General features: G+C 63.8%; 11 protein-coding genes. 2 read left to right on the top strand and 9 right to left on the bottom strand.

The features are described 5' to 3' along the window. Nucleotides 1-51: 51 nt before the first annotated feature. From FRZ40_RS02870 to FRZ40_RS02835, 8 genes are all read right to left on the bottom strand, one after another. Nucleotides 52-990: a sugar kinase gene (locus FRZ40_RS02870; RefSeq protein WP_147233245.1), complete on the bottom strand. Its 939-nt coding sequence runs from the start codon at nt 988-990 to the stop codon at nt 52-54. A gap of 2 nt (nt 991-992) precedes the next feature. Then, a complete protein-coding gene (rimO, locus tag FRZ40_RS02865; protein WP_147233243.1) occupies nt 993-2,384 on the bottom strand; it encodes a 30S ribosomal protein S12 methylthiotransferase RimO in 1,392 nt (463 codons plus the stop codon). 365 nt (nt 2,385-2,749) lie between these two features. Continuing rightward, nucleotides 2,750-3,328: a polyhydroxyalkanoate synthesis repressor PhaR gene (gene phaR, locus FRZ40_RS02860; protein WP_012400378.1), complete on the bottom strand. Its 579-nt coding sequence runs from the start codon at nt 3,326-3,328 to the stop codon at nt 2,750-2,752. 148 nt (nt 3,329-3,476) lie between these two features. Further along, a complete protein-coding gene (locus tag FRZ40_RS02855; protein WP_028365439.1) occupies nt 3,477-4,217 on the bottom strand; it encodes a 3-ketoacyl-ACP reductase in 741 nt (246 codons plus the stop codon). A 171-nt stretch (nt 4,218-4,388) separates the two neighbouring features. Further along, complete coding sequence (locus FRZ40_RS02850; RefSeq protein WP_028365438.1) at nt 4,389-5,570, bottom strand: acetyl-CoA C-acetyltransferase; 1,182 nt, start codon at nt 5,568-5,570, stop codon at nt 4,389-4,391. A 189-nt stretch (nt 5,571-5,759) separates the two neighbouring features. After that, complete coding sequence (gene phaC / locus FRZ40_RS02845) at nt 5,760-7,745, bottom strand: class I poly(R)-hydroxyalkanoic acid synthase (protein ID WP_193566965.1); 1,986 nt, start codon at nt 7,743-7,745, stop codon at nt 5,760-5,762. 435 nt (nt 7,746-8,180) lie between these two features. Beyond that, nucleotides 8,181-9,020, bottom strand: a complete 840-nt coding sequence (gene pgeF / locus FRZ40_RS02840) for a peptidoglycan editing factor PgeF (protein ID WP_028365436.1) — start codon at nt 9,018-9,020, stop codon at nt 8,181-8,183. Beyond that, nucleotides 9,017-10,348, bottom strand: a complete 1,332-nt coding sequence (locus FRZ40_RS02835) for an RluA family pseudouridine synthase (RefSeq protein WP_147233241.1) — start codon at nt 10,346-10,348, stop codon at nt 9,017-9,019. The genes pgeF and FRZ40_RS02835 overlap by 4 nt, the downstream gene beginning before the upstream one ends. A gap of 39 nt (nt 10,349-10,387) precedes the next feature. Between FRZ40_RS02835 and FRZ40_RS02830 the strand changes: the two genes are divergently transcribed. Further along, nucleotides 10,388-11,245: an outer membrane protein assembly factor BamD gene (locus FRZ40_RS02830; protein WP_035541419.1), complete on the top strand. Its 858-nt coding sequence runs from the start codon at nt 10,388-10,390 to the stop codon at nt 11,243-11,245. Nucleotides 11,246-11,349: 104 nt separating this feature from the next. Here FRZ40_RS02830 and rlmD read toward each other — a convergent pair whose 3' ends face one another. Next, nucleotides 11,350-12,774: a 23S rRNA (uracil(1939)-C(5))-methyltransferase RlmD gene (gene rlmD / locus FRZ40_RS02825; RefSeq protein ID WP_147233239.1), complete on the bottom strand. Its 1,425-nt coding sequence runs from the start codon at nt 12,772-12,774 to the stop codon at nt 11,350-11,352. 83 nt (nt 12,775-12,857) lie between these two features. Here rlmD and FRZ40_RS02820 point away from each other — a divergent pair, with 83 nt between their 5' ends. Continuing rightward, complete coding sequence (locus tag FRZ40_RS02820) at nt 12,858-13,721, top strand: endonuclease/exonuclease/phosphatase family protein (protein WP_147233237.1); 864 nt, start codon at nt 12,858-12,860, stop codon at nt 13,719-13,721. The last annotated feature ends 425 nt before the right edge of the window (nt 13,722-14,146 follow it).

The raw sequence follows: 14,146 nt of genomic DNA, 5'->3' as shown, positions 1-14,146 counted from the left end.
GCCGGATTTGCGCGTCGAATCTGATGCGGCCAGGTGGGACGGCGCCTGCGCTCAGGCGCCGAGCAGCTTCTCGACCGACGCGCGATCGGGAATCGGCGCGACGGCGCCGAAGCCTTGTGTCGACAGCGCCGCCGCAACGTTCGCGTAGCGCGCCGCCCGGAACGGGTCGTCGCCCGCCACGATGCGCGCGATAAACGCACCGCCGAAACAGTCGCCCGCACCCGTCGCATCGACGGCATTGACCACGTGACCGGGCACGACGCGGCGCTCCTGCGCCGTCGCGATGTACGAACCTTCCTTGCCGAGCTTCAGCGCGACGACGCGCGGTCCTTGCGCCAGCAGGAAATCGACGATGTCGTCGCGCGCCGTGAGGCCCGTCAGTTCGGTGACGTCGTCCCAGCTCGGCAGACAGATGTCCGTCTGGCGGATCGCTTCGAGCATCACCGCGCGCGCCCGCGCGAGCGGCCACAGCTTGAGGCGCAGATTGGTATCGAAGCTCACCAGCACGTTGTTCGCCCGTGCGTGCGCGATCGCGGCGAGCGCGGCGTCGCAGGCGTTCACGCCGATCGCGAGACTGATGCCCGACAGATGGATGACCTTCGCGGCAGCAATGGCATCGAGCGGCAAGTCGCGCGGCGCGTAACGGCTCGCCGCCGAGCCCGCGCGCAGATAGTCGAACTGATGGCCAGCCGGCCCGTGCGAGACGAAATACACGCCCGTCGGCGCCTGATCGTCGATCCGGACGAACGACGTATCGACCTGTTCGCGCTGCCACAAATCGATCAGCAGCCGTCCGAAGTGGTCGTTGCCGACGGCCGACACGAAGCCCGCCGACGCGCCCTGCCGCGCAGCCGCTATACAGAAGTTCGAGGTGTCGCCGCCGAAGCCCTGCAGATACGTCGGCTGATTTTTCCCGGACCGGTTGAATTCGACCATCGCCTCGCCGAACGCGAGGATAGTCGGCGTGCCGGCGGCCGCGGTTGACGTCATGCTCAGACCTCGCCCCACAGATCGTGGCCGTCCGCGCCTGTGATCTTCACCGACACGAAATCGCCGACCTTGTAGCGCTTCGACGCCTTGGTGGCGGGCGCGATATACACGACGCCGTCGATCTCCGGCGCATCCGCCGCCGTGCGGCCGATGCCGCCGTCGGGATTGATTTCGTCGACGAGCACTTTCAGCGTCTTGCCCACCTTGCGCGCGATGCGCTTCGCCGACACTTCTTCCGCAACTTCCATGAAGCGCGCGCGGCGCTCCTCGCGGACTTCGTCGGGCAGCGCGCCGTCGAGTTCATTGGCGCTCGCGCCTTCGACGGGTGAATACGCAAAACAGCCGACGCGGTCGAGTTCAGCCTCGCGGATGAAGTCGAGCAGCGTTTCGAACTGCTCTTCCGTCTCGCCGGGGAAGCCCGCAATGAACGTGCTGCGGATGGTCAGGTCCGGGCAGATCTCGCGCCATGCGCGCACGCGCTCCATGACCTTTTCGGCGTTGGCCGGGCGCTTCATGCGCTTGAGCACTTCGGGATGCGCGTGCTGGAACGGCACGTCGAGATACGGCAGCACGTGACCCTTGAGCGGACCTTCCGCCATCATCGGAATCACTTCGTCGACGCTCGGATACGGATACACGTAGTGCAGACGCACCCACGCGCCGTATTGCGCAGCAAGTTCGCCGAGCGCGCCGACGAGATCCGTCATGCGCGTCTTGATCGGCTTGCCGTTCCAGAACCCCGTGCGGTACTTCACGTCGACGCCGTACGCGCTCGTGTCCTGCGAGATGACGAGCAGTTCCTTCACGCCCGACTTGAACAGGTTTTCCGCTTCGAGCATCACTTCGGCGACGCGACGCGACACGAGGTCGCCGCGCATCGACGGGATGATGCAGAACGTGCAGCGGTGGTTGCAGCCTTCGGAAATCTTCAGATACGCATAATGACGCGGCGTGAGCTTGACGCCCGCAGCCGGCACGAGGTCGACGAACGGATCGTGCGGCTTCGGCAGATGGCTGTGTACAGCCTGCATCACTTCGCCGACCGCGTGCGGCCCCGTCACGGCGAGCACTTTCGGATGCACTTCCTCGATCAGGTTCGAGCCGCTTGCGCTCTGCTTCGCGCCGAGACAGCCGGTGACGATCACCTTGCCGTTTTCGTTCAGCGCTTCGCCGATGGCGTCGAGACTTTCCTGCACGGCTTCGTCGATGAAGCCGCAGGTGTTAACGACGACGAGATCCGCGCCGTCATACGTGCCGGAGATTTCGTAACCCTCGGCGCGCAGTTGCGTGATGATCTGTTCGGAATCGACGAGGGCTTTCGGGCATCCGAGTGAGACGAATCCGACCTTCGGAATCGAAGCGGTCGGCGCGGCGGGGGTCGAAGTCTGCGACATAGAGAATGGTCCGGCGAGAAGCGATGAGTGACGCGATACGTGGGGGCCTGGGCGTGCAGCCCGAACGCCGGAATCTCGGCAAACGTGGGCGCACCGTGCGACGGCGCAAGGGCCGCCGAAATGGGGCCATGTGGATCTTGTGGGAAATCGGCGCGGCCCGCGCAAGCAACCTCATATTATACCGTGGCGACGGGCGCCAAGGCGCGCGGGCCACGAGGGCGGCGCTGCGCCGGCGTCGCCATGGATTGCCGCGCAGGACACGAACCCACGCCCCGCGGCGAACAGCGAAACAGGGACAGCGCGCGGCCTGCCCGGCTTGCTACCGGGCAGACTCACATCGAAAGACGATGGACGGGAAAGCCGTCCTACTTCTTCTCCGGCTCCGGATTGCCTTGCGGCGCAGGCTGCGTGAACGGGAACGAGCTGAACATCGTTTTCGCCTGATTCTGCATCTGCTCCTGCATCTGCACGAACATGTTCTTCGACTGCTCGATATAGCTCGTCATCATCCCCTGCATCATCGGGGCCTGCATGTTCATGAATTGCGACCAGACTTCCGGATTCATCGTCTTGCCTTCGTACAGGCCCTTCGACTGATCCGCGAGCTTGTTCTGGATGTCGATGAACGCCTGGATGTTCTTTTCCAGGTACGTGCCCATCATGCCCTGCATCGCGTGTCCGTAGAAACGGATGATCTGCGACAGCATCAGCGACGAGAACATCGGCAAGCCACCGCTCTCCTCTTCGAGAATGATCTGCAACAGGATGCTGCGCGTCAGGTCTTCGTTGCTCTTGGCATCGATGACCTTGAAATCCTCCTGATCCAGCACGAGCTGCTTCACATCGGTCAACGTGATGTAAGTGCTGGTCTCTGTATCGTACAGTCGACGGTTCGGATATTTCTTAATGAGTCGTTCGGCTGTTTTCTTTGTAGTAGTGGTCATGTAACGCCTTTGAGCGCGAATGAAGCGCAGAAACGGCGTCCTGTCGCACGCACAGCTTGACGCTGCGCGTACAAGACGCCGCCAGAAACATCTGAACCATGTAACGTCCTGCTCTGTTCTTGCTGCGACAAAGCAGGACGCTCACGGATCAGCCCATATGCAGGCCGCCGTTCAGCGAGAAGTCGGCCCCCGTCGAGAAGCCCGACTCGTCCGACGCCAGCCATGCAACGATCGACCCGATTTCATCCGGCGTGCCGAGGCGGCGCACCGGAATCGTCGCGACGATCTTCTCCAGCACGTCGGCGCGGATCGATTTCACCATGTCCGTGCCGATGTAGCCCGGCGAAACGGTGTTGACCGTCACGCCCTTGGTGGCCACTTCCTGCGCGAGCGCCATCGTGAAACCGTGAATCCCCGCCTTCGCGGTCGAGTAGTTCGTTTGACCGAACTGGCCTTTCTGGCCATTGACCGACGAAATGTTGATCACGCGGCCCCAGCCACGCTCGACCATGCCGTCGATCACCTGCTTCGTGACGTTGAAGAGGCTGGTCAGGTTCGTGTCGATCACGGCCGTCCAGTCTTCATGCGTCATCTTGCGGAACACGACGTCGCGCGTGATGCCCGCATTGTTTACCAGCACGTCGACTTCGCCGACTTCGGCCTTGACCTTGTCGAATGCCGTCTTGGTCGACTCCCAGTCGCCGACGTTGCCCTCGGAAGCAACGAAGTCGAAACCGAGCGCCTTCTGATCTTCGAGCCACTTCACGCGGCGCGGCGAGTTGGGACCGCAGCCCGCGACCACCTTAAAGCCATCCTTAAGCAGACGCTGGCAAATGCTCGTGCCGATGCCACCCATGCCGCCCGTTACGTACGCAATTCGTTGTGACATAAAACACACTCCATTATCGTTTTACGAGACGCCAGCCGCCTCGTGCTTCGCCTTCCAATGTCCGGTGCGCCCGCTCACGCCATGTGCACCGGACCGCGCCACGCCGCCGGCCGCCTTGAAGCGGACTCCGGCGCGTGGCGGCCTCCTCGTGAAACGTCAGCTCACGTCCGCTTACGGACGCTCGACTGCGAGCGCCACGCCCATGCCGCCGCCGATGCACAGCGACGCCAGGCCCTTCTTCGCATCGCGCTTCTGCATTTCGTGCAGCAGCGTGACGAGAATCCGGCAACCGGATGCGCCGATCGGGTGACCGATCGCAATCGCACCGCCGTTCACGTTGATCTTCGACGTGTCCCAGCCCATCTGCTTGTGCACGGCCAGCGCCTGAGCCGCGAACGCCTCGTTGATTTCCATCAGGTCGAGGTCGTTTACGCTCCAGCCCGCGCGCTCCAGACAGCGGCGCGACGCCGGCACGGGGCCCATGCCCATCACCTTCGGATCGACGCCCGCGTTTGCGTACGCCTTGATGCGCGCGAGCGGCGTGAGACCCAGCGCCTCGGCCTTCTTCGCCGACATCACGACGACGGCCGCGGCGCCGTCGTTGAGGCCCGACGCGTTCGCCGCCGTCACCGAGCCTTCCTTCGAGAACGCCGGCTTCAGGCCCGCGAGCGATTCGGCCGTGACGCCATGACGAACGAATTCGTCCGTCGCGAACGACAGCGGATCGCCCTTCCTCTGCGGAATCTGGATCGGCACGATTTCATCATTGAAACGGCCGGCCTTCTGTGCGGCTTCCGCCTTATTTTGCGAAAGCGCCGCAAACGCGTCCTGATCTTCGCGCGTGATGCCGTATTCCTTCGCGACGTTCTCGGCCGTCACGCCCATGTGGTACTGGTTGTACACGTCCCACAGGCCGTCGACGATCATCGTGTCGATCAGCTTCGCGTCGCCCATGCGGAAACCGTCGCGCGAACCCGGCAGCACGTGCGGCGCCGCGCTCATGTTTTCCTGGCCGCCCGCGACGACGATGTCCGCGTCGCCGGCGATGATCGCGTTGGCGGCCAGCATCACGGCCTTCAGGCCCGAGCCGCACACCTTGTTGATCGTCATGCCGGGCACGGCCATCGGCAGGCCGGCCTTGATCAGCGACTGGCGCGCCGGGTTCTGGCCCGAGCCCGCGGCCAGCACCTGGCCCATGATGACTTCGCTCACCTGCTCGGGCTTCACGCCCGAGCGCTCCAGCACGGCGCGGATCACCGTGGCGCCCAGTTCCGGCGCCGCAATCTTCGCCAGCGACCCACCGAATTTGCCGACAGCCGTGCGGGCTGCCGATACGATCACTACGTCAGTCATTTGAGTTTCCTCCGGGGCTGCGGCGACATGCTCCACAGTAGCCCGTCAAGTTGTTAATCCGGTCAAGTCAGCGTTACTGCAATACAGCGTCTGTCTCACTCCACCTGTCGTCACTCGTTGTTTGTATGGCGGCCGTCGCTCATAGCGCTTCAGCGGCGACAGCTCGCGATTGCTTCGGCAACCGAACGATTATTCGCGCTCCTGCACGTAGCGGCCGGGCGCGGGCTCGATCACGGGGAACTCGGCGGAACCGGCTTTCGCCGCCGGCTTCACCTTCTTGCCGCCGTACTGCTCGAGCCAGCTCGTCCACTCGGGCCACCAGCTGCCGGGCGTTTCCGTCGCGTTGTCGAACCAGTCGGCAGGCGCCTCGGGCAGCGACTTGTCGTCGCCCGCGACCGACCAGTAGCAGCGCTTGTTCTTCGACGGCGGATTGATCACGCCGGCGATATGGCCGGACGCGCCGAGCACGAACTTGCGCGGCCCGGACAGCAGCGGCACCGATGCATACGCCGTTTCCCACGGCACGATGTGGTCTTCGCGCGAACCGTAGATGAACGTCGGCACGTCGATGCGCGACAGGTCCACCTTCTCGCCGCACGTGGTCAGCGCGCCTGGTTCGCGCAGCTTGTTGTCGAGGTACGTGTTGCGCAGATACCAGACGTACATCGGACCAGGCAGGCTCGTCGAATCGCTGTTCCAGTACAGCAGGTCGAACGGCATCGGCGTACGGCCCTTCAGATAGTTGTCGACGACGTAGTTCCACACGAGGTCGTTCGGGCGCAGGAACGAGAACGTGTTCGCGAACTCGAGGCCGCGCATCAGTCCCGGCGGCGTGCCGTTCTTGCCGCCGATGGTCTGTTCGCGCATCTGCACATGCGCTTCGTCGACGAAGATGTCGAGCACGCCCGTGTCGGCGAAGTCGAGCATCGCGGTCAGCAGCGTCATCGACGCAGCGGGATGCTCGCCGCGCGCCGCGGCCACGGACAGCGCCGTCGCCAGCATCGTGCCGCCGATACAGAAGCCCAGCGTATTGATCTGCTCGCGTCCGCTGATCTGGCGCGTGGTGTCGATGGCCTTCAGCACGCCGTCGGCGATGTAGTCGTCCCACGTCTTGTGAGCGATCGACTGATCCGCGTTGCGCCACGAAATCAGATACACCTGATGGCCCGAGTCGAGCGCATGCGCGACCAGCGAGTTCTCGGGCTGCAGATCGAGGATGTAGTACTTGTTGATGCAAGGCGGCACGATCAGCAGCGGCCGCTCATGAACCGTCGCCGTGCGCGGCGTGTACTGGATCAGCTGCATCAGCTCGTTCTCGAACACGACGGAGCCTTCCGTCATCGCGAGATTCTTGCCGACGCCGAAGCGCGACTCGTCCGTCTGCGAAATCTTGCCGCGCTGCATGTCGTTCAACAGGTTCATCACGCCCTGCCGCAGGCTTTCGCCGTTGCTTTCGAGCAGCGTCTTCTGCGCTTCCGGATTCAGCGCGAAGAAGTTGCTCGGCGATGCGGCCGCCGTCCATTGCTGCACGGCGAAGCGGATGCGCTCGCGTGTCTTCTGGTCGGTTTCGATCGCGTCGACCAGTTCCTGCAGATAACGCGCGTTCAGCAGATACCACGCCGCCGTGTGCGTATAGATGGGCGTCGTCTTCCATGCGTCGGAGCTGAAGCGACGGTCCTTGAGTTCGATACCCGATGCCGTGGCCTGCGCTGCCTGCTGCAGCAACTGCATGGCCTCGCGCGAATAGTCGGACTGCAACTGCTGCAGACGATTTGGCGGAATCGATGCGCTCGGCACCTTCAGCCCCGCGATCTGCTGCGTGAACTGTTGGGCGAACTGCGGACCGAACGCCTGGCCGAACAGCGCGTTGAACGGCTGGCCCGCGGCCTGACCGTCCGGTTGAGCTTGCGCCTGCGCAAACTGTCTGGCGATTTGTTCGAGGAAAGGATTCGAAAACGGCCCCGAGCCCGCCTGCGCCGCCGCCGCTTTCGCGAAGTCGGGCATGGAAGGAACAGTAAAAGGATTGCCGTTTGCTGCCGCTTGCGCACCCAGCGAACGCCATGCGTTCATCCAGGCATCGAACCATTGTTGCACCCCTGCCGCATTCGCTTGCTGCGTGCGGTCCGACGAGGTGTCCGAGCGAGAAGAAGTCGAGGAAGTGTGAGATGCAGCCATGCCTGCTTTTGACCGAAATGTCCTCGCGGACGGGTTGAGAGGCAGGTACTTGCGCGGGAGCAGCGACTGCATCGCGACCGCGTTACGTCCTTGCCCAGTGGAGAACATTCTTGCGCCCCATCGCAAGGCATGTCAATGCTTGCTCCCGATTTTGCCGCAGTGCGATATTTTTTTCATTATCGTTTTCCCGATGTATTTCAACACTATGCGGATTCGGCAGAACGATCGTGCTGTGCAATGCAAAACGAGCCCGTCGGGACGGGCTCGTCTGACATGTCAGTGATACGCGGGAGGCTTATGCACTGCGCAACCGCATAGGTCTTCTCAGATTCGCGCAGTGCAGCAAAAGATCGCATGCGAGATAGATTCGCGGCGTCGGGTGTGCACCAAAATAGTCTTTGCGCAGCAGGACTTAGGCGGTCCGCGATGGGACCGCTACTGGTCCTCGAGCCAGATCAAAGCGGCCATTCGGCCCGTCTCGCGATCGCGTCGATACGAGTAGAAACGCTCGCGTTCGCTGACCGTGCAGTGATGGCCGCCGACCACCTGCGTGATGCCGATCCGGGCAAGACGAAAACGGGCGAGCCGCGGCAGATCGGCGAGGTATTTGCCGTCATTTACGGGATGCGCAACGAACGCGCTCGCCACCTCATCGCGTTGTGCGACGCTGACAGTCTTCATGAAGGCGTCACGCACGTCTGGTCCGACCTCGAAAGTCTGCGGGCCGATGCAGGGGCCGAGATACGCATGCAGCGCTGACATGTCAGTGCCCGCGAGCGACGCAACCCGCTCCGCCGTATTCTCGACGACACCCGAGGCGAGACCGCGCCACCCCGCATGCGCTGCGCCCACGGCACGGCCTCGCGGATCGCAGAGCAACACGGGCATGCAGTCGGCGATCATCACGACGCATACCGCGCCCGTCCGGTCGGTCACGCTCGCATCGGCTTCTGCGACTGGTTCGCCGCGTTTCGCGGCGGCCAGCACGTCGCCGGCATTCACGACGGTCGCGCCATGCACCTGCGATAGCCATGCCGCTTCGTCGCGTCCCGTCAGCTTCATCAGACGCGCGCGGTTTGCTTCGACATGCCCGAGATCGTCGCCCGACTTTCTGCCGAGATTCAGCCCGCCCGCGCCGTCAACGCCGTCGCGCCACGTGCCGAACGGCGGCAGGCTCACGCCGCCGTTACGCGTGGTGACGAGCGCCCGCACGCGCGGCGACACGGACCACTCGGGGCACAGCACGTCGTCGTGGGTCAACTCAGGTTGCGTCATGCGCGATCGTCCTTGTCGTCTTCGTTCGGGCCGGCGTCGTCGTCGAGATCGTCTTCATCGTCGTAGTCGCCTTCGATGACGACGACGCCGTCGTACGCGTCGTCGTAGTCGTCGTAGTCGTCGTAGTCTTCTTCGTACTCGTCTTCACGCTGCCGGCCAAGGCCCAATGCTTCGGACAATGCAGCGATGTCGTCGGGCACGTCCGCGCGCCATTGCATCGTGCGGCCCGTCTTCGGATGAACCAGCGCGAGCCGCCACGCATGCAGCGCCTGCCGCGCGAAGCCGCCCGGCAGCGGCGCGACGGAACGCTTGCCGCGCGCGCGCCCATAGACGGGATCGCCGAGCAGCGGATGGCCGATGTGCGCGCAATGCACGCGGATCTGATGGGTGCGGCCCGTTTCCAGATCGCAGTGAATCGCGGACACGGGCTGCCGCTCCCACACGGCCGAATCGATGCGCCGGAAGTGCGTGCGCGCGGGCTTGCCCGACGCGCCCGTGACCACGGCCATGCGCGTGCGTTCGCGCGGATCGCGGCCAATGGGCGCATCGATCGTTCCGTCTTCCGGCATGCCGCCCCACACGAGCGCAAGATAACGGCGCTTCACGGTGCGCGCCTGCAGCTGGCGCACGAGATCGGTTTGCGCCTCGAGCGTGCGCGCCACCACCATCAGCCCCGACGTCTCCTTGTCCAGCCGATGCACGATGCCCGCGCGCGGCAAGCCCGCGGCCGCGTCGCCATAGCGATGCAGCAGGCCGTTGAGCACCGTGCCGCTCCAGTTCCCCGCAGCGGGATGCACGACGAGGCCGGCCGGCTTGTTGATCACGACGAGCGTGTCGTCTTCGTAAACGATATCGAGCGGCACGGGTTCTGGCGTGAACGCGAGCTGTTCGGGCAGCAGATCGGGCACGAGTTCGATCGACGCGCCAAGCGGCACCGGCTGCCGGATCTTCGCGGGCTGGCCGTCGACGCGCACGCGTTGCGCCTCGATCCAGCTTTGCAGACGGCTGCGTGAAAACTCCGGAAAGACTTTGGCGAGCACCTTGTCGAGCCGCTCGCCAGCCAGCCCGGACGGCACGGTGACGACGCGCGGCGCTTCGTTTGCGCGCCGCGTCCCGCCTTGTGCGGCAGCCGATGCGGGCGTGCCGGCCAGGGTCTCGCCGACGAGATCGTCGTCGAGTGCGCCGGCGCCCGGCGCGGCGGCGGGATCGCCTGCGGATGCGTCGGCGGGGTCGGCGCTTGGGCTATAATCTTTGTTGCTCTTCCGCGCGCCCTGGTCAGGCTGCTGAGCAGAATCCCGAGCGGGACGCGGAGTATTGGAACGGGTCATCGAGACTGGGTCACCTGGACGTAAAAGCTAGACTGGAAAATGCGAGCCTTGAACATCATTACTCAAACTGTTCGAAAGACGGTGGCCCACAAGCTGGCCAGGAAAGCGGCCCGCTATGGCGCCTGCGTGGTGGCCGTGACGCTGGTGGCGGCCTGTCATGGCCTGCCGGAAAAGACGGACGAAACGGCCACGTGGACCAACAATAAATTATATACGGAGGCGCAAGACGCCTTGAGCGGCGGGGACTTCGGCAAGTGCGCGAAATACTTCGAAGCGCTCGAAGGCCGCGACCCGTTCGGCCATTTCGCGCAGCAGGCGCAGATCAACGTCGCGTACTGCAACTGGAAGGACAGCGAAACGGACGCCGCCGACCAGGCCGTCAACCGCTTTATCCAGCTGCATCCGGATCACCCGGACATCCCTTACGCGTACTACCTGAAGGGCATGATCCACTTCAACGACGACCTCGGTCTGTTCGGCCGCTTCTCCGGCCAGGACATGAGCGAGCGCGACCCGAAGTCGCTGCGCGAGTCGTATGACGCGTTCAAGGTCGTCGTCGACAAGTATCCGCAGAGCAAGTACGCGCCGGATGCCGCACAGCGCATGCGCTACATCGTGAATGCGCTGGCCTCGCACGAAGTGCACGCGGCCGACTACTACTATCGCCGCGGCGCCTATGTGGCCGCCATCAACCGCGCGCAGCTCGCGATCAAGGAATACAAGAACGCGCCCGCGATCGAAGACGCGCTGCACATCATGATGCTGTCGTATCAGAAGCTGGACCAGCCGCAACTCGCCGAAGACACGAAGCGCGTGCTCGCCGGCACCTTCCCGGACAGCCCGTACATCACGGGTCATTCGCGCCCCGGCAAGGAAAAGTCGTGGTGGCAGTTCTGATCGACTGATCGCCTTTCAAGCAAAAACGCCACGGTTCATACCGTGGCGTTTTTGTTTTGGGCGTCCGCCTGGCTTCGAGCGGACGCTTGCAGAACAAGCCTCGCCTAGTCCCGCTCGAACAGCGCGATCGATTCGACGTGCGACGTATGCGGGAACATGTTCACCACACCTGCGCCCTTCAACCGATAGCCCGCCTCGTGCACCAGCAGGCCCGCATCACGCGCGAGCGTCGCCGGGTTGCACGACACGTAGACGATGCGCTTCGGCAACGGCCCTCCGCCGCTCTGCGCGATGTCCGCGAGCGCCTTCGATACGGCAAGCGCGCCTTCGCGCGGCGGATCGATCAGATACTTGTCGAATTGGCCGAGCGCGCGGATGTCGTCGGCGGTGACTTCGAACAGGTTGCGGCACGCGAACGACGTATGGCTGTCGACGCCGTTTTCCTTCGCGTTGTCGAGCGCGCGCGAGGTCAGCACTTCGCTGCCTTCGATACCGACCACTTCGCGCGAAATCCGCGCGAGCGGCAGCGTGAAGTTGCCGATGCCGCAGAACAGATCGAGCACGCGATCGGTCTTTGCTGGCGCGAGCAGACGCAGCGCCCGGCTGACCAGCACGCGGTTGATCTGGTGATTGACCTGCGTGAAGTCCGTCGGACGGAATGGCATGCGGATGCCGTACTCGGGCAGCGTGTAATCGAGCTGACGGTCGAGCGGATAGAACGGATAGACGGTATCCGGTCCTTTCGGCTGAAGCCAGAACTGGACGTTGTGCTGATCGGCGAAATCGCGCAGCAGCTGTTCGTCGGCGGCGTTGATCGGTTCGAGGATGCGCAGCACGAGCGCCGTCACGGACGACCCCACAGCCAGCTCGATCTGCGGCATGCGATCGCGAATGGACAGCGCTTCCACCAGGTGGCGCAGCGGCACCAGCATGTCGGACACGTGGGGCGGCAGCACTTCGCAGCTCGTCATGTCGGCGACGTAGCTGCTCTTGCGCTCGTGAAAACCGACCAGTACGCCGCCCTTCTTCGCGACGTGACGCACCGTCAGGCGCGCGCGATAGCGATAGCCCCAAGTCGGACCGTGGATCGGCCTGAACACGGTTTCGGGGCGCAGCTTCGCCAGGTGCAGCAGATTGTCTTCGAGCACGCGGCCCTTGACGGCGATCTGCGCGCGCTCGTCGAGATGCTGCATCGAACAACCGCCGCAGGTGCCAAAAAACTTGCACTGCGGGCGGGTACGGATCACGCTCTCTTTAAGAATATCGACGACCTGCGCCTGTTCGAAGCTCGGCTTCTTGCGATAGCTCGAATAGGTGACACGTTCGCCGGGCAGCGCGCCTTCGACGAAGATGACCTTGCCGGGCGAGCCGTCTTCCAAGACGGTGCGGCCGACGCCGCGCGCTTCCATGTCGAGCGAGTCGATTTCGAGTTCGGGCGCCTTGAACGGGCCGGCGGCAGCGTCTTCGCGCGGCTGCTTGCCCTTTCTGGACGAGCGCGTTCTACCAATGTGGGGGACAGTTTCGGACACCTGCGACTTCCTGAAAGACTCTGTAAAAGTGGAACCAAACACGAGATTGTAGACGAACGACACACACCGACGGAGATTTGACGATGCGACTGATCAGCTGGAATGTCCAGTGGGGACGCAGTGCGCACGGGGACGTGAACCTCTCGCGCACGATCGACGAAGCACGACGGCTCGCCGATTTCGACGTGCTGTGCATGCAGGAAGTCACGCGCGGCTTTTCGGTGCTGGCGGGTCATCCCGGCGACGACCAGTTCGCCGAGCTGGCCGATCTGCTGCCCGGCTACACGGTGTTGGGCGCGATCGGCGCGGATCTGGCGCCGCTCAAGCTCGATGCGCCGGCCGCGCCGCGCCGGCAGTTCGGCAATGCGCTGGCGACCCGCTTGCCCGTTGAGCGCGTGATCCGGCATTCGCTGCCATGGCCCGCCGATCCGGACGCGCCGTCGATGCAGCGTGTCGCGCTGGAGGCCGTGCTGAGGGCGCCTGGCGGATCGGTGCGGGTGATCGTCACGCATCTCGAGTTTTATTCGCTGAAGCAGCGGCTTGCGCAGGTCGAGCGGCTACGCGAGATGCAGCAGGAGGCTGCTGCGCATGCCGCGAACCCGGCGCCCGCCGAGAATGCCATCGGGCCTTTTGCCGATACGGCGCGGCCTGTCAGTGCGATCGTGTGTGGAGATTTCAATAGTGCTTTTGACAGTGAGGCCTACCGGCGGATGCTGGACCCGCTAGACGGCAGCCCCTCTTTCATCGATGCGTGGACGGCGTTGCATCCTGGGCAGACGCCGCCCATGACGGCTGGCGTCTATGACAAGGCGCAGTGGTCCGATGGGCCGTTGACGTGTGATTTTTTGTTCGTCACCGAGGATTTGCAGCCACGGTTGCGGAGTTGTGAGATCGATGGCGGGACGCGGGCTTCGGATCATCAGCCCATCGTAGTTGAGATGGGTTGATTGTTTGTCTGCGACGTAGTCGCGATTTTTTTGCTTTTTTGCTTTTTTTGCTTTTTGCTTTTTTTGCTGGCATCCGCGAGTTCATATCGGTGCTGCAAGCGTTGCCCCTGTGCGGGGCGGCACTTACTTTCTTTGCCGCCGCAAAGAAAGTAAGCAAAGAAAGCGGGCTAACACCGCCAGCTCTAGTCATTGCCTGCGGGACCCCAACGGGTCCCGCACTCCAGACGGCATCGCACTGTCTCACGCGCGTTGCCACCGTGCTAGCTCACGCCTCACCCGCTTCACACGGTCGCGTCACGAATTGCGTTACCAGGAAGTTCACGGCCGCCCAGGTGGCAAACGGTGTGTAGGCCGTCTCGCCGGAAGTGCACCACTCCGGACTGAAAAGTGGGATCGGTGTCGTAGGAGCGCCAACGCGTAAGGCG

The sequence above is a fragment of the Paraburkholderia azotifigens genome (assembly GCF_007995085.1).
GTDB lineage: Bacteria > Pseudomonadota > Gammaproteobacteria > Burkholderiales > Burkholderiaceae > Paraburkholderia > Paraburkholderia azotifigens.
Note: the sequence above shows the minus strand (reverse complement) of the source record. Positions and strands in the feature narration are given on the sequence as shown.